The organism is Kosakonia sp. N21, assembly GCF_050587465.1.
In the GTDB taxonomy this organism is placed as follows: Bacteria; Pseudomonadota; Gammaproteobacteria; order Enterobacterales; family Enterobacteriaceae.
Map to the genome: position 1 here is coordinate 58,814 of NZ_JBOBHR010000011.1, position 17,786 is coordinate 76,599.

Consider the following 17,786-nt stretch of genomic DNA (forward strand, 5'->3'; position numbering starts at 1 on the left):
GGTTTTGGTCAAACCAGTTGTTTGCGCTGGTTGGACGGCGGAATGGATAAAGATTCTCGATACTTCGCAACGGTACGCCGCGCCACCATAATTCCTTGATCGGAAAGCAGTGTCGTCAGCTTACTGTCGCTCAGTGGTTTCGCAGGGTTTTCTGCGGCGATTAACTTCTTCACCAGCGCGCGAATGGCCGTAGACGAGGCTTCGCCGCCGCCCTCGGTGCTTACATGGCTGGAGAAGAAATATTTAAGTTCGAAAATGCCGCGCGGACTGTGCAGGTACTTCTGGGTCGTCACACGTGAAATGGTGGACTCGTGCATTTCGACGGCCTGCGCGATATCCGCAAGGACCATCGGTTTCATAAACTCTTCGCCCTGCTCAAAGAACGCTTGCTGCTGTTCAACAATACAGCGGCTAACGCGGAGCAGGGTATCGTTACGGCTTTCCAGACTTTTGATCAGCCATTTCGCATCCTGCAGGTTGCTGCGGATAAACTGGCTGTCGGCATCGTTACGCGCTCCGGCGCACATGGAGGCGTAGTGCTGGTTGATTTGTAAACGCGGAATACTGTCAGAGTTCAGCTCTACCGCCCAACGGCCGTTGTGCTTACGCACTAACACGTCCGGGATCACGTATTCCGGTTCGCCGGTCTGAATAGACTGGCCAGGGCGCGGATCCAGCGATTGAATCAGGTTAACCGCTTCTTTCAGCACGTCTTCTTTCAGGCGCGTCATGCGCATCAGCGTGCGGAAGTCATGATTAGCCAGCAGATCAAGGTGATCGCTAATGATCAATCGCGCTTCTTCACACCACGGCGTCTCTTTCGAAAACTGCGAAAGCTGGATCAGCAAGCAGTCGCGCAGATCCCGCGCGGCTACGCCAACCGGATCGAAACGCTGGATGCGTTTAAGCACGGCTTCGACTTCGTCCAGACCCACGTCTTCATTGCCCATGCTTTCGAGGATATCTTCCAGCGATACGGTCAGATAGCCCGTGTCGTCAACAGCATCCACAATGGAGGTTGCAATCGCGCGGTCGGTATCGGAAAACGGCGTCAGTTCCACCTGCCACATCAGGTAGTCCTGCAGCGACTGGGTGGTTTCACCTTGATAAATGGGCAGTTCGTCATCAAGGTAATCATTGCTGCTGCCGGAGGGGGTTCCTGCGGTATAGATCTCGTCCCAGCTTGCATCCAGCGGCAGTTCGTCGGGCATCTCTTTTTGTTCAAGCGCGTCGACGGTATCCAGGCCTTCATTATCCTGGTCTTGTTGGGCATCCACTTCTTCGTGAAGATCGGTTTGCTCCAGCAATGGATTACTCTCCAGCGCCTGCTGAAGTTCCTGCTGAAGTTCCAACGTGGACAACTGCAACAGACGAATTGCCTGCTGCAGTTGTGGCGTCATGGCTAGCTGTTGGCTAAGCCTTAGTTGCAAACCTTGCTTCATATTCAGAGCAGTACTCTCCGACAAAAAACGTCAATAATCTCTACCCTATCAGAGTCTGAAGTCTTCCCCAAGATATACGCGCTTAACGTGTTCGTCTTCAAGGATTTGCTGCGGTGTACCGTGCGCAATTAAATGCCCCTGGCTGACGATATAAGCACGTTCGCACACCGCCAGTGTTTCGCGGACATTATGGTCGGTAATCAGCACGCCCAGCCCGCTGTCGCGCAGGTGTTCGATGATACGTTTAATATCAATGACCGAAATGGGGTCAACACCGGCAAACGGTTCATCCAGCAGAATAAATTTCGGGTTAGCCGCCAGCGCGCGGGCAATTTCCACACGACGACGTTCACCGCCGGACAGCGCTTGCCCCATACTGTCTCGCAGATGCTCAATATGGAACTCTTCCATCAACTCTTTAGCGCGATCATCACGCTGTTCAGCCGTCAGGTCATCACGAATTTGCAGCACTGCCATCAGGTTGTCATACACGCTCAGGCGACGAAAAATAGAGGCTTCCTGCGGCAAATAGCCAATGCCGCGACGCGCGCGCGCATGCAGCGGCAGCAAGCTGATATCTTCGTCATCAATAATGATGTTGCCTGCATCGCGCGGCACAATGCCCACCACCATGTAGAAAGTGGTGGTTTTCCCTGCACCGTTAGGGCCGAGAAGGCCGACGATTTCGCCAGAGTTTACCGTCAGACTGACGTCTTCAACAACGCGGCGGCCTTTATAGGCTTTGGCGAGGTTCTTTGCAGTTAATGTTGCCATAACGAATTAGTTACTCTTTTTTTGCGCCGGAGCCGGGGTTTTGCTGTTGCTCTTGTCCTGCAACTGCGATGGCACCAGCACGGTGGTCACGCGTTTACCTTTGTCGCTGAATGCCTGCATTTTCTGCTCTTTCACCAGGTAGGTGATTTTGTCACCCTTGATATTGCTGTCCAGCTGTTCAAGGTAGGCATTGCCGGTCAGCACAACGAAGTCGTTCGCCAGTTCGTAATGCATCTGCGATGCGTGGCCTTTCACCGGTTTGCCGTTATCCTGCATTTGGTAGAAGGTGGCCGGATTACCGTAACCGTCGATGATCTCTTTCCCTTGCTCACCGCCCGGACGCGTGACAACGACTTTGTCGGCATTAATTTTGATGGTGCCTTGTGTGACCACCACGTTGCCTGTGAAAGTCACAATATTGCCCTGCATATCTAATGATTGCTGGTCTGAATCGATGTGAATGGGCTGTTCAGTATCACCGGTGACGGCAAGCGCCGGAAGCGCAGCGGCTAAAAGTGTACTGGCCAGGATAAGATTAAGGCTGAGTTTGTTTGTTTTGAATTTCATAGAAGCTTCTAACCTTTTCAATCAGCTCGGCGTTTTTGCTGCGTAAATTGCCGCGCATTTTCAGGCCGGTGGAATTAAATGTTGTACCGTACAACGTGACCTGATCATCGGAGGTAACATCCTGCGTCACCAGGTTGATCTGGGCGTTATCCGTGGTGATTTTTCGTAACTGGGCATCTGCTGTCAGGGCATTAACCTCAACATGTCCATAAAGATAAAGCATTCTGTCATCGGTCAGCTTCGCTTTATCCGCCTTAATTGACCAGGTCGGAATCTTGTCCTTATCGAAGGTTGTCAGCAGTGGTTGTGCGAACCAGCTCACGCCGTCGGCGGAGAAATATTCAACGTTTTGCGCCACCAGGCGATAGTTCAGCGCCCCTTCCGGGCTGTAGACCAGGGAGTCGGTATGCTGGCTCTTATAAGTTGGATCTGTGCTGCTGGTCGTAATTTGTTCTGGGGCATCCTGAGTGGTCAGGTTGATGCCAATCAGCACCAGGGCGGCCAGCGACAGCAGAATGATGACCCAACGTCTGGTTTTACTCATATTGATTGCCCTTTGGCCTCGTCCAGCTTGCCCTGAGCCAGCAACAATAAATCGCAGACTTCACGAACCGCGCCGCGTCCTCCGTTGATACGGGTGACATAATCTGCGCGCGGAATCAGTAGCGGATGTGCATCCGCGACGGCAACGCTTAAACCTATTTCCGCCATCACGGGCCAGTCGATCAAATCATCACCTACATAAGCAACTTGATCTGCAGTCAGATCCAGCTTCGCCAGTAATTCTCTGTAAGCCAAAAGTTTATCAGACTGTCCCTGATACAGATGCGCGATACCCAGCGTTTCGCAACGATCTTCCACCAGTTTAGCTTTTCGCCCGGTAATGATGGCAATCTCAATGCCAGACGTGAGCGCACTGCGGATCCCATAACCATCACGAACATTGAACGCTTTTAACTCTTCCCCGTTGTTGCCCATATAGATGAGCCCATCGGATAACACACCGTCGACATCCAGGATTAACAGACGGATCTTCCCGGCTTTTGCCATGACTTGCGCGCTTACCGGCCCATAGCAGGTGGCAAGCGATGCGCCAGCATTACTCATTCTTATGTCCTTCTTTACACTACGCCTGCGCGCAGCAGATCATGCATATGTAACACACCCAGCAACTGGTCGCCATCGGCAACCATGACGGAAGTGATATGCCGGGATTGCATCAGGTTAAGCGCGTCGACGGCCAGCGTATTCGGACGCACGCGAACGCCGCCTGGCGTCATCACTTCCGCAATGCCCATGCTGCGGACATCACCGCCCATATCGAACACGCGGCGCAAGTCGCCATCGGTGAAGATCCCTTCGATCTTCATCAGGTCATCGCAGATAACCGTCATGCCTAAATTTTTGCGCGTAATCTCCAGCAGAGCATCGCGCAGGCTGGCCTTTTTGCTGACGTGCGGGATCTCATCACCCGTGTGCATAATATCGTTAACTCGCAGCAGCAGCTTGCGACCCAGTGCGCCGCCAGGGTGCGACAGGGCGAAATCCTCGGCGGTGAAACCACGTGCTTTCAGTAACGCCACCGCTAACGCGTCGCCCATGACCAGCGCCGCTGTGGTGCTGGATGTTGGTGCCAGACCGAGCGGGCAGGCCTCTTTCGGTACTCTGACGCAGAGATGAATGTCCGCCGCGCGCGCCATGCTGCTTTCTGGTCGGCTGGTCATGCAGATCAACGACACTTTTAACCGTTTCAATACCGGGATCAGGGCGAGGATCTCATTGGACTCGCCGGAGTTAGACAGCGCAATCACGATATCTTGCGGACTGACCATCCCCAAATCGCCATGAGCGGCTTCGCCGGGATGCACAAAGAAAGAAGAGGTGCCGGTACTGGCAAACGTAGCGGCCATTTTCCGGCCAATATGCCCGGATTTGCCCATGCCCATAACCACCACTTTGCCCGCGCAATAGAACATTTTTTCGCACGCTTGCGCAAAGTCCTCATTGATGTACTGATCCAGTTCAGCGAGGCCTTCACGTTCAATCTCCAGGACCTCTTTTCCTGCCTGTTGAAAGTCAAAACCCGGCTGCAAATCTATCTGCGACATAATGCGTATCCGATTATCCAGTTAAAAGCGGCGACAGCCAGTAAAGCAGCGCCAGCCATACGATAAACCCGCTCAGCAATAGCGCGCCAATGCTCCGGGTGATTTGCTTATGCTTCCAGCAAATGAGAGCAAAAATGGCGCTGACCAGCAACATCACGCCGTAATCACGTGTGAAAGCCATCGGGTTAAAGGCACCGGGCGCAATCATCGCCGGCAAGCCCAGTACGATGGCAATGTTAAAAATGTTTGAGCCAATAATATTGCCAATGGCGATATCGTCTTCGCCTTTGCGCGCGCCCGCAATCGCGGTCGCCAGTTCAGGGAGGCCGGTGCCGATCGCAATGACCGTCAGGCCAATGGTCAGTTCGCTCATCGCGAAATAGTTCGCCACGACGGTTGCGTTATCCACCACCATACGGGTTGCCATCGGCATAATGATCAACGCCACCCCAAGCCACAGGCATGCCACCGAGAGACTTCCTTCACGCGGCAGTTCAGCCAACTGTTCCCGGGTCAGGCTGTCGTTACCTTGTCGCTCGGCAAGGCGGGCAATTTTAACAATGAACACCAGCCATAGCACGGCTAATAACAGTAAAATAATGCCGTCAACGCGCGTGATCTGACCATCATACAGCACGACGCCCGCCAGCAGGCTGGCGACAAGGGTGAACGGTAATTCGCGACGCAGGATATCGGAGTGCACGGTAAAAGGGTGGAGCAGGGCGGCAACACCCAGGATCAGCAAAATATTGGTGATGTTAGAACCGATGGCTGTACCAATCGCCAGATCCAACTGGCCATGCAGAGAGGCTGCGACAGCGGTAATGATCTCCGGCAGCGAGGTGCCAATGCTGACCACCGTCATACCAATAATCAGGGGAGGTACGCCGAGTGTCCGGCAGAGAATAGAGGCAGCAAAAACCAGACGATCAGCGCTGTAGACCACCAAAAGCAAACCAATTATCAATAGCGCTGTCGCTAAGAGCATCTAACGTCCTTTCTTCAGGTATAATCCGCCGGTTCGCAGGCTGCCATGCCGGAGGAGACCGGGTGTTCCGCGTAGCGTAATGATTCCTAATTTTGACTTTATGCGGCTCAAAAGTAAAACAAATGCCAGCTTTCGCTAACCCCAGCAGGTAATATTCTGTAAAAATGTTGGGTTCGTGATGTTATCCAGCGTCATGCTTATACCCGATAAGGCTTATAAGGAAGAGTCAATGAGCCAGAATATGGCGAATTTGGTCGATGTTCGTGGCGTCAGCTTCTCCCGTGGCAGTCGCCCTATCTTCGACAACATTTCACTGACGGTGCCGCGCGGCAAAATCACCGCCATTATGGGGCCGTCCGGCATCGGCAAAACAACATTGTTACGCCTTATCGGTGGGCAGATCCCTCCGGATAGTGGCGAAATCTTGTTTGATGGCGAAAACGTGCCGGGGATGACCCGTTCGCGTCTGTTCACCGTGCGTAAAAGAATGAGCATGCTGTTTCAGTCTGGCGCGTTGTTTACCGACATGAATGTTTTCGACAACGTCGCTTACCCTCTGCGCGAGCATACGAATTTGCCCGAAGCGCTGTTGCATACCACCGTTATGATGAAACTGGAAGCCGTTGGGCTACGTGGCGCAGCCTGGCTGATGCCGTCAGAGCTGTCTGGCGGCATGGCGCGTCGAGCCGCGCTTGCCCGCTCCATTGCGCTTGAACCGGATCTGATCATGTTTGATGAACCGTTTGTGGGTCAGGATCCGATCACCATGGGCGTGCTGGTGAAATTGATTTCTGAACTCAACAGCGCATTAGGCGTCACATGTATCGTTGTTTCTCACGATGTACCGGAAGTGCTGAGTATTGCGGATTACGCCTACATCGTGGCGGAGAGAAAAATCATCGCCCACGGTCGCGCGCAAGGCCTGCAGGAAAACAGCGATCCCCGGGTGCGTCAGTTCCTTGATGGTATCGCCGACGGGCCGGTTCCGTTCCGTTATCCTGCGGGCGATTATCGGCTCGATTTATTAGAAACAGGGAGTTAAGTACTCATGCTGTTAAATGCACTGGCGTCGCTGGGGCATCGCGGGATTAAAACCATCGCGACGTTCGGGCGGGCTGGTTTAATGCTGTTCAACGCGGTGGTCGGTAAGCCGGAATTTCGCAAGCATGCGCCATTGCTGGTGCGCCAGCTCTATAACGTGGGCGTGCTGTCGATGCTCATCATTATCGTTTCTGGCGTCTTTATCGGTATGGTGCTTGGCTTGCAGGGGTACCTGGTGCTGACAACCTACAGTGCGGAGACGAGCCTTGGCATGCTGGTGGCGCTGTCGCTGCTGCGCGAACTGGGGCCGGTTGTCGCTGCATTGTTGTTTGCCGGGCGAGCCGGATCAGCGTTAACAGCCGAAATCGGTTTGATGCGCGCGACGGAACAGCTTTCCAGTCTGGAGATGATGGCGGTCGATCCGTTGCGGCGTGTGATTTCGCCACGCTTCTGGGCGGGTGTGATCTCACTGCCGCTGTTGACGATAATTTTCGTTGCCGTCGGGATTTGGGGCGGTTCTCTGGTTGGTGTTAACTGGAAAGGTATTGATACCGGCTTTTTCTGGACCGCGATGCAAAACGCCGTCGAATGGCGGATGGATTTGGTCAACTGTCTGGTCAAAAGCGTGGTGTTTGCCATCACTGTGACATGGATTGCGCTGTTTAACGGTTACGACGCGATCCCGACGTCGGCCGGGATCAGCCGCGCGACAACACGTACCGTTGTGCACTCGTCGTTGGCCGTACTCGGTCTTGATTTTGTGCTCACCGCATTGATGTTTGGGAATTGAGTTCATGCAAACGAAAAAAAGTGAAATTTGGGTAGGCGTTTTTCTGTTGCTGGCGCTGCTGGCCGCACTCTTTATTTGCCTGAAAGCGGCAGATGTCGCCTCAATGCGTACAGAACCGACGTACCGCGTATATGCGACATTCGATAATATTGGCGGCCTTAAAGCGCGTTCGCCAGTCCGTATCGGCGGGGTGGTGATTGGCCGCGTTGCTGATATCTCTCTTGATCCCAAAACGTATCTGCCGCGCGTCGCGCTGGATATTGAAGAGCGTTATAACCAAATCCCCGATACCAGTTCACTGGCGATCCGGACTTCAGGCTTGCTCGGCGAGCAATATCTGGCGCTGAATGTTGGCTTTGATGACCCTGAACTGGGGACTTCTATGCTTAAAGAAGGCAGTACTATCCAGGATACGAAGTCCGCGATGGTGCTGGAGGATCTGATAGGACAATTCCTTTACAGCAGTAAAGGCGGCGACAATAAGAATTCAGGCGATGCGGCAGAGCATAGCGAAGGGAATACTCAAGCCGCACCGTCTGCTGGTCAGGCGAATTAACGAGGAGATGCGACGTATGTTTAAACGTCTATTGATGGTTGCTCTGCTGGTGGTTGCACCGTTGGGCGCGGCCGTAGCGGCCGATCAAAGTAACCCTTATGCCGCGATGAAAGAGGCGGCGCAGAAAACATTTGATCGCCTTAAAAACGAACAGCCGCAGATCCGCGCAAACCCGGACCACTTGCGTGATGTGGTGGATCAGGAACTGCTGCCCTATGTGCAGGTGAAATACGCCGGTGCGTTGGTGCTGGGGCGTTATTATAAAGACGCAACGCCTGCACAACGTGATGCCTATTTTGCAGCGTTTCGTGAATACCTGAAACAGGCCTACGGCCAGGCGCTGGCGTTGTACCATGGCCAGACCTATCAGATTGCGCCGGAACAACCGCTGGGCGATGCCACGATTGTGCCCATCCGCGTCACAATTATCGATCCGAACGGGCGCCCGCCGGTGCGTCTTGATTTCCAGTGGCGTAAAAATACCCAGACCGGCAACTGGCAGGCTTATGACATGATTGCTGAAGGGGTGAGCATGATCACCACCAAGCAGAATGAATGGAGCGACCTGCTGCGTACCAAAGGCATCGATGGTCTGACCGCGCAACTGCAGTCCATTTCCCGCCAGAAAATTACGCTGGACGAGAAGAAATAATGACGCAGCGGCTAAGCTGGTCGCGTGATGGCGAACGTCTGGCATTGCAGGGCGAACTGGACCAGGACGTGTTAAATCCGCTCTGGGACGCCCGAATTGAAGCAATGAAGGGAGTGACCTGTATCGACTTGCAGGGCGTGACGCGCGTGGATACCGCGGGCGTTGCATTACTGGTTCATCTTGTCGAACAGGGGAAAAAGCAGGGTGTGAGCGTGACGCTCGATGGCGTGAGCGAGAATGTCGTCACACTGGCTGCTCTCTATAATTTGCCCCAGGATGTATTGTCCCGCTAATTTTTTCAATGCGTTACTACCTCAAGCCCCATCCTTTATTGCGATGGGGCTTTTTGCTTGTTTAAGCCAGCGCTACTTTCCTCTAAGATGTGTGACTGTTTTCACTTTTAGATGATATTTACGCCCATGGAAAATCATGAAATTCAGACAGTGCTGATGAACGCACTTTCTCTCCAGGAAGCCCACGTCACTGGCGATGGCAGTCACTTTCAGGTTATTGCTGTGGGTGAAATTTTTGACGGCATGAGTCGGGTCAAAAAGCAGCAGACCATCTACGGCCCGCTGATGGAATATATTGCGGATAACCGCATTCATGCCCTGTCGATCAAAGCGTTCACTCCTGCTGAGTGGGCGCGGGATCGCAAACTTAACGGCTTTTGAGCGTAGGGGGCAACTCCCCGCGCGTGTGAATTCTAAACAGAGATCAAATGAATGGATAAGTTTCGTGTACAGGGGCCGACGCGTCTCGAGGGCGAAGTGACAATTTCAGGCGCAAAAAACGCTGCGCTGCCGATCCTTTTTGCTGCATTACTGGCGGAAGAGCCGGTTGAAATTCGTAACGTCCCGAAACTGAAAGATATCGATACCACTATGAAGTTGCTCAGCCAGTTGGGCACCAAGGTGGAGCGTAACGGATCCGTTTGGATCGATGCCAGCGAAGTGAATGTGTTCTGCGCGCCTTACGATCTGGTGAAAACCATGCGTGCGTCTATTTGGGCGCTTGGTCCGCTGGTGGCTCGCTTTGGTCAGGGGCAGGTCTCTTTGCCGGGCGGTTGCGCTATCGGTGCGCGTCCGGTTGATTTGCACATTACCGGTCTGGAGCAGTTGGGCGCCGAGATCACTTTAGAAGAGGGCTACGTTAAAGCCTCCGTCAACGGTCGCCTGAAGGGCGCGCATATTGTGATGGATAAAGTGAGTGTTGGCGCAACGGTGACCATCATGTCGGCAGCCACGCTGGCAGAAGGCACAACCATTATTGAAAACGCTGCGCGTGAGCCGGAAATTGTTGATACGGCGAACTTCCTCAATACCCTGGGTGCGAAAATCACCGGTATGGGAACCGATCGTATTACCATCGAAGGCGTGAAACGCCTGGGCGGTGGGGTTTACCGTGTTCTGCCGGACCGTATCGAAACCGGTACCTTCCTGGTGGCTGCGGCCATCTCTGGCGGGAAAATTGTTTGCCGCAATGCACAGCCGGATACGCTTGATGCCGTACTGGCGAAACTGCGTGATGCGGGCGCGGATATCGACGTTGGCGAAGATTGGATCAGCCTGGATATGCACGGTAAACGCCCGAAAGCGGTGAATGTGCGTACGGCTCCGCATCCGGGATTCCCGACGGATATGCAGGCACAGTTCACGCTGCTGAACCTGGTGGCGGAAGGGACTGGTGTGATTACTGAAACCATCTTCGAAAACCGGTTTATGCACATTCCGGAACTGATCCGTATGGGCGCGCACGCGGAAATCGAAAGCAATACGGCTATCTGTCACGGTGTGGAAAAACTCTCTGGTGCGCAGGTGATGGCCACCGATTTGCGCGCATCCGCAAGCCTCGTGCTGGCGGGGTGCATCGCGGAAGGAACCACTATCGTCGATCGTATCTATCATATCGATCGTGGTTACGAGCGTATTGAAGATAAGCTCAGCGCCCTGGGTGCAAATATTGAGCGCGTAAAAGGCGAATAAGCTTTTTTGGTGCTTACACAAGGGGGAGCTTCGGCTCCCCTTTTTATTGATATTTCTGAAAGGATATCTGGATGATGGGAACAACACCGTTTGCCGGTTTTGATTTCACCGATTTTTGGGATGACCGGGAATACGCGCGCGAAGCGTACATCAATGCCCCTTTTAGTGAAGATGAGTTGGCGGCCATTGAATCGACATTAGGCTATCGCTTGCCTGCCTCTTATATCTGGCTAATGCGGCAACACAACGGTGGGATCCCTCGAAATCAGAATTTCCCAACCAATGAATTTACCAGTTGGGCAGAAGATCACATTGCTATCACGGGTATTATGGGGATTGGCAATAAGCGGTATTCGCTGGGTAGCGACTTCGGCAGCCGCTTCTGGATTGAACATTGGGGTTATCCGGACATTGGCGTGGCGATTTGCAACTGTCCATCAGCCGGGCATGATATGGTTTTTCTTGATTACCGGCAGTGCCTGACAATAGAAGATGAGCCAACCGTTGTGCATATCGATCAAGAGCAGGATTACAGGATCGTGCACCTTGCTGATAATTTCGAAGCGTTTATCCGTGGTTTAGTCGATGATGACGCTTTTGAGCTTTAGCGATGCCGTCCCGCTCCTCTTTCGTCGTTAATACAAGCCAGGCAGCCCCCTGCCCGATGTGCAAGGGGGATTGCTGGTTGATGTAGCCTTTACTCTGTGTCCCGTTTTTTTCTCATCAGCTTAGTTTTATCAATAAACTCATGCGTGATCGGATCATGATAACGCGATGGCCAGATGACCCAGGGATCGGTATCCAACGCCTGAGCGATAATCCATTCCCCTTTCGGCCAGGAACGGGTCAAAGCATTGGCAAGTGTTGAAGAGCTGAGACCATTCTTGCGTGATTCTGCGGCGAGCGATGTTCCCTTTTTACGCAATCCCGCAATGATATCGGCCTGGTGCCAGTCATTGAATTTTGTTTCCATAATATCTCCCTGATAGTAAAACACGCCGGTATCTGAGTACCTGCACAATGTTTACTATACGCATACAAACTCACTTGCTCTAAAAAGTTCATGTAATGTTTGTGCGTTTTAGGATTACACCAGGATGAATAATCAGTGTTTTTTGTGAATTATTGATTTTATAGGAACTTGTTGGAATTTCCCGCGACGCGCGCGGGACATAAATGTTAACGATCGCGCTGAACGGCGATATGGGCAAGACCAATCAGCGCTTCGCGCCATGGCGAATCTGGCAGCACTTGCAGAGCGGAGATGGCTTTATCCGCTTCTTCTTCAGCGCGCTGACGTGTCCATTCCAATGAGCCGCACGCGGCCATCGCTTCCAGAACAGGTTCAAGAAGATGGCGACCGTTACCCTGCTCGATAGCTTCGCGGATCATTCGGGATTGTTCCGGGGTGCCATGATGCATGGCATGCAGCAAGGGCAGTGTTGGTTTACCTTCATTGAGATCATCCCCCGTATTTTTACCCAGCGTTTCGCCATCCGCGCTGTAGTCGAGCAGATCATCAATTAACTGGAATGCGGTACCAAGGTAACGTCCATAATCCTGCAACGCTTTTTCCTGCACATCACTACATCCTGCAAGCAAGCCGGAGCATTGTGCAGCGGCTTCAAACAGACGCGCCGTTTTGCTGTAAATGACGCGCATATAGTTTTCTTCAGTGATGTTCGGATCGTTCACGTTCATCAACTGCAGGACTTCCCCTTCAGCAATGACGTTAACGGCTTCCGACATCACTTCCAGCACTTTCAGCGAACCGAGGCTGGTCATCATCTGAAAAGCGCGGGTGTAGATGAAATCGCCGACCAGAACGCTGGCCGCATTACCGAACGCGGCGTTGGCCGTGGCCTTGCCGCGTCGCATATCGGACTCGTCCACGACATCATCATGCAATAGCGTCGCGGTGTGAATAAATTCGATTAGCGCAGCGATAGTGACATGCGAAGTGCCTTCATAGCCCACGGCGCGAGCCGCCAGCACGGCAATCATTGGACGGATGCGTTTGCCGCCGCCGCTGACGATGTAATAACCCAACTGGTTGATTAGCTGAACATCCGAGTTGAGTTGTTGCAAAATCGTCGCATTCACACCCGCCATGTCTTGCGCGGTTAACTCATTGATTTTTTCTAAATTCATCGCAAAAGCCGGGCTTTCAGTCCTGTTTACCACATATCAAAATGGGATAACAAAGGGTTACGGGTTAGAATAGTATTGCTGATTGTACTGAAAAAACGCGCCAGATAAACGTTACCTTACACGTTGTGTTTTTTTTCTGCATGGATTGACGATCGTACTTGTCAAAGGCTCGCGACTTGCGTAATATTCGCGCCCTATTGTGAATATTTTTAGCGCGCTCTGAATCATTCAGGAGAAGTGCGCGGAAGCGGAGTTTTATATGTACGCGGTTTTCCAAAGTGGTGGTAAACAACACCGAGTAAGCGAAGGTCAGACCGTTCGCTTGGAAAAGCTGGACATCGCAACTGGCGAAACTGTTGAGTTCGCAGAAGTTCTGATGATCGCAAACGGTGAAGAAGTCAAAATCGGCGTTCCTTTCGTTGATGGCGGCGTAATCAAAGCTGAAATTGTTGCTCATGGTCGTGGCGAGAAAGTTAAAATCGTTAAGTTTCGTCGTCGTAAACACTACCGTAAGCAGCAAGGTCACCGTCAGTGGTTCACTGATGTGAAAATCACTGGCATCAGCGCCTAAGACCTGAGGAGAGATTTAAATGGCACATAAAAAGGCTGGCGGCTCAACTCGTAACGGTCGCGATTCAGAAGCTAAACGTCTGGGTGTTAAACGCTTTGGCGGTGAAGCAGTTCTGGCAGGTAGCATCATCGTTCGTCAGCGTGGTACCAAATTCCACGCCGGCACTAACGTTGGTTGCGGCCGTGACCACACTCTGTTCGCTTTGACTGACGGTAAAGTTAAGTTCGAAGTTAAAGGCCCGAAAAATCGTAAATTCATCAGCATCGTTGCTGAATAAGTTTTTCGAGTCCCGGTAACGGAAGAAAGCCCCGCAACACGTTGCGGGGCTTTTTACATTAGAAGTCCGGCAAAATTCTGGCAGGGAATAGGGGCATGAAACAGCAGGCGGGCATTGGTATTGTCCTGGCGCTCACGACGGCCATGTGCTGGGGGGCGTTACCTATTGCGATGAAGCAGGTGCTGGAAGTGATGGAACCACCGACAGTGGTGTTTTATCGCTTTTTGATGGCGGGAGTTGGCCTCGGTCTTATTCTTGCTTGCAAAAGAAAACTTCCGCCAATGCGTATTTTTCGCAAGCCGCGCTGGTTAATCTTGCTCGCCATTGCCACGGGGGGACTGTTCGGGAACTTCATTCTGTTCAGTTCGTCCCTGCAATATGTTAGCCCTACGGCGTCGCAGGTGATTGGTCAACTCTCTCCTGTGGGGATGATGGTTGCCAGCGTCTTTATTCTTAAAGAGAAGATGCGCGGTACCCAGGTGGTTGGCGCCCTGATGCTTATTTGTGGTCTGGTCATGTTTTTTAATACCAGTCTGGTGGAGATTTTTACCCGGCTGACGGACTACACCTGGGGCGTTATTTTCGGTGTCGGTGCAGCGACGGTATGGGTCAGTTATGGCGTGGCGCAAAAAGTATTATTGCGTCGCCTGGCATCCCAGCAGATCCTTTTTTTGCTGTACACTTTATGTACGATTGCATTGTTGCCGTTGGCGAAGCCGGGAGTGCTGTTGCAGTTGAGCGATTGGCAACTGGCCTGTCTGATTTTTTGTGGACTGAATACGCTGGTAGGCTACGGCGCGCTGGCGGAAGCCATGGCGCGCTGGCAGGCGGCGCAGGTTAGCGCGTTGATTACGCTGACGCCGCTATTTACGTTGTTGTTTTCGGATTTGTTATCAATGGCCTGGCCCGATGTTTTCGCCAGACCGATGTTAAACCTGATCGGTTATCTCGGTGCGTTTGTCGTGGTTGCGGGCGCGATGTTTTCCGCTATTGGCCATCGTCTTTTAGGACGCTGGCGCAATCGTGAAGTGGTCGCCACTGTGCCCCGCTCAGGCGAATGAGTTACGGAGAGTAAAATGAAGTTTGTTGATGAAGCTACGATTCTGGTCGTAGCGGGCGATGGCGGTAATGGCTGTGTAAGCTTCCGCCGCGAAAAATATATCCCGAAAGGCGGTCCTGACGGCGGTGATGGCGGTGATGGCGGCGATGTCTGGCTGGAGGCCGACGAAAACCTGAATACCCTGATTGACTATCGCTTTGAAAAATCGTTCCGTGCTGAGCGTGGTCAGAATGGTCAGAGCCGTGATTGCACGGGGAAACGGGGCAAAGACATCACCGTTAAAGTGCCGATTGGTACGCGTGTGATCGATCAGGGCACCGGCGAAACCATGGGCGATATGACCAAACATGGTCAGCGTCTGATGGTGGCAAAAGGTGGCTGGCACGGTCTGGGCAATACCCGTTTCAAATCTTCGGTAAACCGTACCCCGCGTCAGAAAACCATGGGTACGCCGGGTGACAAGCGGGATTTGCAACTGGAACTGATGCTGCTGGCTGATGTCGGTATGCTCGGGATGCCGAACGCCGGGAAATCTACCTTTATCCGCGCCGTCTCTGCGGCAAAACCGAAAGTGGCGGATTATCCGTTTACCACCCTGGTGCCAAGCCTTGGCGTTGTACGTATGGACAACGAAAAAAGCTTTGTGGTTGCCGATATCCCAGGGCTGATTGAAGGGGCTGCTGATGGCGCAGGCCTTGGTATTCGCTTCCTGAAACATCTGGAACGCTGCCGCGTGCTGTTGCATTTGATCGATATCGAGCCTGTTGACGGTTCTGATCCGGTTGAGAATGCGCGCATCATTGTTGGCGAGCTGGAAAAATACAGCGAAAAACTGGCCGATAAACCACGTTGGCTGGTATTCAACAAAATTGACCTGATGGATAAAGCGGCGGCGGAAGAGAAAGCCAAAGCCATCGCGCAGGCTCTGGGCTGGGAAGATAAGTACTACCTGATCTCAGCAGCCAGCCAGCAAGGGGTTAAAGATCTCTGCTGGGATGTGATGACATTTATCATCGAAAACCCGCTGACACAGGCGGAAGAAGAGAAACAGCCTGAGAAAGTCGAGTTCATGTGGGATGATTATCATCGCCAGCAGCTCGAAGAAGCGGAAGCAGAAGAAGACGACGAAGAGTGGGATGACGACTGGGATGAAGACGACGAAGAAGGCGTCGAATTTATCTATAAACGTTAATTCCTGTGACTTCCCCGGCGCGCCGGGGATATTGTCGCCAACAAAAATGCCGGGTCAGCATGCTGCCCGGCATTTTTATTAGTTGTTCTGATAAATATCTTTATAGAGCCGACTCTCAAAGCGCACCAACGGGATCCGTCGATTGCGTTGATCCGCCGGTTCAACCGCATAACTGGACAGATACTGTACAAAAGCCATCCGCTGACCGCTGGCAGTGGTGATAAAGCCCGCCAGATTATAAACACCTTGCAGCGAGCCTGTTTTTGCCGAGACTTTGCCGTCCACGCCTGCCTGGTGTAAACCCGCACGATACTGCAGAGAGCCGTCGTAGCCCGCCAGCGGCAGCATCGAGATAAAGTTGAGTTCCGTATCATGCTGCGCAATGTATTGAAGCACCTGCATCATGGTGGCTGGTGCCAGCAGGTTGTGACGCGACAGGCCTGAGCCATCGGCAATGATCGTGTTGCCAAGGTCAACGCCAGCTTGCTGGCGCAGGATCTGCCGTACCGCATCGGACCCGGCGCGCCATGTGCCTGGCACACCAAAGCGCGCATGGCCGATCATCCGGAACACGGTATCAGCAATCATATTGTCCGATTTTTTTAGCATGATCTTCAGCAGATCGTGCAGCGGCGCGGATTGCTTACTGGCAACGATCGTGCCGGGTTGATTTTCCTGCGTTTGGCGCAGTAAGGTACCGGTGTATGTAATCCCGGCTTCTTTCAGTTCATCTTTGAGGATCGCCCCGGCATAGTTGGCGCCATCCTGAATAGCGAAAGCCAGTGGTAACGGATCGGCTCTTTGCGGCAGACAGCCGGTTAACGTGAAGCGATTGAGATCGCCTGGCACCACATCCAGTTCGCAATATTGGGCATCCGACGAACCTCTCGCCAGCGTTCTCACCTGGCTGAACATGTTCACCGGGTAGTATGAGGCCACGCGAATATAGGCCAAATCGCCAGGCTTCTGAGCGCTGTACAGCGAAATCGAAAAGCAGTTACGATCGATAATTGCCGCAGCGGGCGGAGCGCTGAAGCATTGCGTCATATCATTCCACGGCCAACCGGGCGCTTTATCATGGCTGGCGAAAATGGACGTATCGATAAAGACATTACCGTCGATTTTCTGCACGCCTGACTTTTTTAGCGCTGCTACCATATTGCGAAGATCCTGGCGTTTTAGCGTGGGATCGCCGCCAAATCGTGCAATTAAGTCGCCTTTTAACACGCCATTATCGACGGAACCCTTGCTTTCCAGTGTGGTGGTAAAGCGAAAATCTGGCCCGAGTTGCAGCAGGGCCGCCAGCGCGGTGATCACTTTTTGCGTACTTGCCGGCAGCGCCATTTGTTTACCGTGATAATCAATCTCTGGCGTCTGAGCCCCCACTTTTTGCACCATCAGCGCAAGATTCGCACCGTCCGGGAGCTGATTGATGTATTCGTCGACATTCGCGGCCTGAACATTCAAGGCTATACTGGTGGTCAATCCGATGATAAAGCTGGAAAATCGCATAATCTCGCGCTAAGAACCTGGAAACAAGCCGTCATACTACGGCGCATCGACCCGGAAAGTAAACGATGACCCATAGTGAACTTCCGGGTAAAATACGTATCAAATTGAAAAATTGCTGCT

The 17,786-nt window shown here is 52.7% G+C and carries 22 protein-coding genes; 12 read left to right on the top strand and 10 right to left on the bottom strand.

The window, feature by feature from the left end:
• Positions 1 to 8: 8 nt before the first annotated feature.
• The 7 genes from rpoN to ACQ3G7_RS21510 are packed head-to-tail and all read right to left on the bottom strand — an operon-like array spanning position 9 to position 5,879.
• Positions 9 to 1,442, bottom strand: a complete 1,434-nt coding sequence (rpoN, locus tag ACQ3G7_RS21480; RefSeq protein WP_430892009.1) for an RNA polymerase factor sigma-54 — start codon at positions 1,440 to 1,442, stop codon at positions 9 to 11.
• 48 nt (positions 1,443 to 1,490) lie between these two features.
• Positions 1,491 to 2,216 (bottom strand): LPS export ABC transporter ATP-binding protein, encoded by a 726-nt coding sequence (gene lptB, locus ACQ3G7_RS21485; protein ID WP_263099140.1) that lies wholly within the window; start codon positions 2,214 to 2,216, stop codon positions 1,491 to 1,493.
• A 6-nt stretch (positions 2,217 to 2,222) separates the two neighbouring features.
• A complete protein-coding gene (lptA, locus tag ACQ3G7_RS21490; protein WP_263099141.1) occupies positions 2,223 to 2,783 on the bottom strand; it encodes a lipopolysaccharide ABC transporter substrate-binding protein LptA in 561 nt (186 codons plus the stop codon).
• Positions 2,752 to 3,327, bottom strand: a complete 576-nt coding sequence (gene lptC, locus ACQ3G7_RS21495; protein WP_430892012.1) for an LPS export ABC transporter periplasmic protein LptC — start codon at positions 3,325 to 3,327, stop codon at positions 2,752 to 2,754. Before lptC ends, lptA begins: the two co-directional genes overlap by 32 nt.
• Positions 3,324 to 3,890: a 3-deoxy-manno-octulosonate-8-phosphatase KdsC gene (gene kdsC / locus ACQ3G7_RS21500; protein ID WP_430892014.1), complete on the bottom strand. Its 567-nt coding sequence runs from the start codon at positions 3,888 to 3,890 to the stop codon at positions 3,324 to 3,326. Before kdsC ends, lptC begins: the two co-directional genes overlap by 4 nt.
• A 14-nt stretch (positions 3,891 to 3,904) precedes the next feature.
• Positions 3,905 to 4,891 carry an arabinose-5-phosphate isomerase KdsD gene (kdsD, locus tag ACQ3G7_RS21505; RefSeq protein ID WP_430892016.1) on the bottom strand — a complete coding sequence of 329 codons (987 nt, stop codon included), beginning with the start codon at positions 4,889 to 4,891 and terminating at the stop codon, positions 3,905 to 3,907.
• 13 nt (positions 4,892 to 4,904) lie between these two features.
• Entirely contained in the window at positions 4,905 to 5,879 is a 975-nt protein-coding gene (locus ACQ3G7_RS21510; RefSeq protein ID WP_430892018.1) for a calcium/sodium antiporter, read from the bottom strand.
• Between the two features lie 229 nt (positions 5,880 to 6,108).
• Here ACQ3G7_RS21510 and mlaF point away from each other — a divergent pair, with 229 nt between their 5' ends.
• The 8 genes from mlaF to ACQ3G7_RS21550 all read left to right on the top strand — a co-directional run bounded on the left by mlaF (position 6,109) and on the right by ACQ3G7_RS21550 (position 11,511).
• The gene (gene mlaF, locus ACQ3G7_RS21515; protein ID WP_263099145.1) at positions 6,109 to 6,921 is read left to right on the top strand and encodes a phospholipid ABC transporter ATP-binding protein MlaF; all 813 of its coding nucleotides are present in this window, start codon (positions 6,109 to 6,111) and stop codon (positions 6,919 to 6,921) included.
• A gap of 6 nt (positions 6,922 to 6,927) precedes the next feature.
• Positions 6,928 to 7,710, top strand: a complete 783-nt coding sequence (gene mlaE, locus ACQ3G7_RS21520; RefSeq protein ID WP_061493000.1) for a lipid asymmetry maintenance ABC transporter permease subunit MlaE — start codon at positions 6,928 to 6,930, stop codon at positions 7,708 to 7,710.
• A gap of 4 nt (positions 7,711 to 7,714) precedes the next feature.
• Positions 7,715 to 8,266 (top strand): outer membrane lipid asymmetry maintenance protein MlaD, encoded by a 552-nt coding sequence (gene mlaD / locus ACQ3G7_RS21525; RefSeq protein WP_263099147.1) that lies wholly within the window; start codon positions 7,715 to 7,717, stop codon positions 8,264 to 8,266.
• Positions 8,267 to 8,282: 16 nt separating this feature from the next.
• On the top strand, positions 8,283 to 8,918 hold the full coding sequence (mlaC, locus tag ACQ3G7_RS21530; protein ID WP_263099148.1) for a phospholipid-binding protein MlaC: 636 nt from the start codon (positions 8,283 to 8,285) through the stop codon (positions 8,916 to 8,918).
• Positions 8,918 to 9,211, top strand: coding sequence for a lipid asymmetry maintenance protein MlaB (gene mlaB, locus ACQ3G7_RS21535; protein ID WP_430892021.1), 294 nt, complete (start codon positions 8,918 to 8,920; stop codon positions 9,209 to 9,211). Before mlaC ends, mlaB begins: the two co-directional genes overlap by 1 nt.
• A 126-nt stretch (positions 9,212 to 9,337) precedes the next feature.
• A complete protein-coding gene (ibaG, locus tag ACQ3G7_RS21540; protein ID WP_088236597.1) occupies positions 9,338 to 9,592 on the top strand; it encodes a BolA family iron metabolism protein IbaG in 255 nt (84 codons plus the stop codon).
• 51 nt (positions 9,593 to 9,643) lie between these two features.
• Positions 9,644 to 10,903 carry a UDP-N-acetylglucosamine 1-carboxyvinyltransferase gene (gene murA / locus ACQ3G7_RS21545; protein WP_263099151.1) on the top strand — a complete coding sequence of 420 codons (1,260 nt, stop codon included), beginning with the start codon at positions 9,644 to 9,646 and terminating at the stop codon, positions 10,901 to 10,903.
• Positions 10,904 to 10,974: 71 nt separating this feature from the next.
• Positions 10,975 to 11,511 carry an SMI1/KNR4 family protein gene (locus ACQ3G7_RS21550; protein WP_263099152.1) on the top strand — a complete coding sequence of 179 codons (537 nt, stop codon included), beginning with the start codon at positions 10,975 to 10,977 and terminating at the stop codon, positions 11,509 to 11,511.
• Positions 11,512 to 11,600: 89 nt separating this feature from the next.
• Here ACQ3G7_RS21550 and sfsB read toward each other — a convergent pair whose 3' ends face one another.
• Together sfsB and ispB are read right to left on the bottom strand one after the other, a co-directional pair.
• Positions 11,601 to 11,876: a DNA-binding transcriptional regulator SfsB gene (gene sfsB, locus ACQ3G7_RS21555; protein WP_263099153.1), complete on the bottom strand. Its 276-nt coding sequence runs from the start codon at positions 11,874 to 11,876 to the stop codon at positions 11,601 to 11,603.
• A 206-nt stretch (positions 11,877 to 12,082) separates the two neighbouring features.
• Positions 12,083 to 13,054, bottom strand: coding sequence for an octaprenyl diphosphate synthase (gene ispB / locus ACQ3G7_RS21560; protein ID WP_263099154.1), 972 nt, complete (start codon positions 13,052 to 13,054; stop codon positions 12,083 to 12,085).
• 259 nt (positions 13,055 to 13,313) lie between these two features.
• Between ispB and rplU the strand changes: the two genes are divergently transcribed.
• From rplU to cgtA, 4 genes are all read left to right on the top strand, one after another.
• Positions 13,314 to 13,625, top strand: coding sequence for a 50S ribosomal protein L21 (gene rplU / locus ACQ3G7_RS21565; RefSeq protein ID WP_061493008.1), 312 nt, complete (start codon positions 13,314 to 13,316; stop codon positions 13,623 to 13,625).
• Positions 13,626 to 13,644: 19 nt separating this feature from the next.
• The gene (gene rpmA / locus ACQ3G7_RS21570) at positions 13,645 to 13,902 is read left to right on the top strand and encodes a 50S ribosomal protein L27 (RefSeq protein WP_002434222.1); all 258 of its coding nucleotides are present in this window, start codon (positions 13,645 to 13,647) and stop codon (positions 13,900 to 13,902) included.
• 95 nt (positions 13,903 to 13,997) lie between these two features.
• Positions 13,998 to 14,963: a DMT family transporter gene (locus tag ACQ3G7_RS21575; RefSeq protein ID WP_430892030.1), complete on the top strand. Its 966-nt coding sequence runs from the start codon at positions 13,998 to 14,000 to the stop codon at positions 14,961 to 14,963.
• A gap of 15 nt (positions 14,964 to 14,978) precedes the next feature.
• A complete protein-coding gene (gene cgtA, locus ACQ3G7_RS21580) occupies positions 14,979 to 16,154 on the top strand; it encodes an Obg family GTPase CgtA (protein WP_430892032.1) in 1,176 nt (391 codons plus the stop codon).
• A gap of 78 nt (positions 16,155 to 16,232) precedes the next feature.
• On the opposite strand, the gene dacB is transcribed toward cgtA, so the two are convergent.
• Positions 16,233 to 17,666, bottom strand: coding sequence for a serine-type D-Ala-D-Ala carboxypeptidase (dacB, locus tag ACQ3G7_RS21585; protein WP_430892034.1), 1,434 nt, complete (start codon positions 17,664 to 17,666; stop codon positions 16,233 to 16,235).
• Positions 17,667 to 17,786 lie beyond the last annotated feature (120 nt).

What these genes read in the sequence shown, in the direction of transcription:
- mlaB (WP_430892021.1), top strand. Translation starts at nt 8,918, where the DNA reads ATGACGCAGCGGCTAAGCTGGTCGCGTGATGGCGAACGTCTGGCATTG.
- kdsC (WP_430892014.1), bottom strand. Translation starts at nt 3,890, where the DNA reads ATGAGTAATGCTGGCGCATCGCTTGCCACCTGCTATGGGCCGGTAAGC.
- ispB (WP_263099154.1), bottom strand. Translation starts at nt 13,054, where the DNA reads ATGAATTTAGAAAAAATCAATGAGTTAACCGCGCAAGACATGGCGGGT.
- ibaG (WP_088236597.1), top strand. Translation starts at nt 9,338, where the DNA reads ATGGAAAATCATGAAATTCAGACAGTGCTGATGAACGCACTTTCTCTC.
- mlaD (WP_263099147.1), top strand. Translation starts at nt 7,715, where the DNA reads ATGCAAACGAAAAAAAGTGAAATTTGGGTAGGCGTTTTTCTGTTGCTG.
- lptB (WP_263099140.1), bottom strand. Translation starts at nt 2,216, where the DNA reads ATGGCAACATTAACTGCAAAGAACCTCGCCAAAGCCTATAAAGGCCGC.
- ACQ3G7_RS21550 (WP_263099152.1), top strand. Translation starts at nt 10,975, where the DNA reads ATGATGGGAACAACACCGTTTGCCGGTTTTGATTTCACCGATTTTTGG.
- murA (WP_263099151.1), top strand. Translation starts at nt 9,644, where the DNA reads ATGGATAAGTTTCGTGTACAGGGGCCGACGCGTCTCGAGGGCGAAGTG.
- kdsD (WP_430892016.1), bottom strand. Translation starts at nt 4,891, where the DNA reads ATGTCGCAGATAGATTTGCAGCCGGGTTTTGACTTTCAACAGGCAGGA.
- mlaE (WP_061493000.1), top strand. Translation starts at nt 6,928, where the DNA reads ATGCTGTTAAATGCACTGGCGTCGCTGGGGCATCGCGGGATTAAAACC.
- ACQ3G7_RS21575 (WP_430892030.1), top strand. Translation starts at nt 13,998, where the DNA reads ATGAAACAGCAGGCGGGCATTGGTATTGTCCTGGCGCTCACGACGGCC.
- mlaC (WP_263099148.1), top strand. Translation starts at nt 8,283, where the DNA reads ATGTTTAAACGTCTATTGATGGTTGCTCTGCTGGTGGTTGCACCGTTG.
- rpoN (WP_430892009.1), bottom strand. Translation starts at nt 1,442, where the DNA reads ATGAAGCAAGGTTTGCAACTAAGGCTTAGCCAACAGCTAGCCATGACG.
- ACQ3G7_RS21510 (WP_430892018.1), bottom strand. Translation starts at nt 5,879, where the DNA reads ATGCTCTTAGCGACAGCGCTATTGATAATTGGTTTGCTTTTGGTGGTC.
- mlaF (WP_263099145.1), top strand. Translation starts at nt 6,109, where the DNA reads ATGAGCCAGAATATGGCGAATTTGGTCGATGTTCGTGGCGTCAGCTTC.
- dacB (WP_430892034.1), bottom strand. Translation starts at nt 17,666, where the DNA reads ATGCGATTTTCCAGCTTTATCATCGGATTGACCACCAGTATAGCCTTG.
- rpmA (WP_002434222.1), top strand. Translation starts at nt 13,645, where the DNA reads ATGGCACATAAAAAGGCTGGCGGCTCAACTCGTAACGGTCGCGATTCA.
- rplU (WP_061493008.1), top strand. Translation starts at nt 13,314, where the DNA reads ATGTACGCGGTTTTCCAAAGTGGTGGTAAACAACACCGAGTAAGCGAA.
- sfsB (WP_263099153.1), bottom strand. Translation starts at nt 11,876, where the DNA reads ATGGAAACAAAATTCAATGACTGGCACCAGGCCGATATCATTGCGGGA.
- cgtA (WP_430892032.1), top strand. Translation starts at nt 14,979, where the DNA reads ATGAAGTTTGTTGATGAAGCTACGATTCTGGTCGTAGCGGGCGATGGC.
- lptC (WP_430892012.1), bottom strand. Translation starts at nt 3,327, where the DNA reads ATGAGTAAAACCAGACGTTGGGTCATCATTCTGCTGTCGCTGGCCGCC.
- lptA (WP_263099141.1), bottom strand. Translation starts at nt 2,783, where the DNA reads ATGAAATTCAAAACAAACAAACTCAGCCTTAATCTTATCCTGGCCAGT.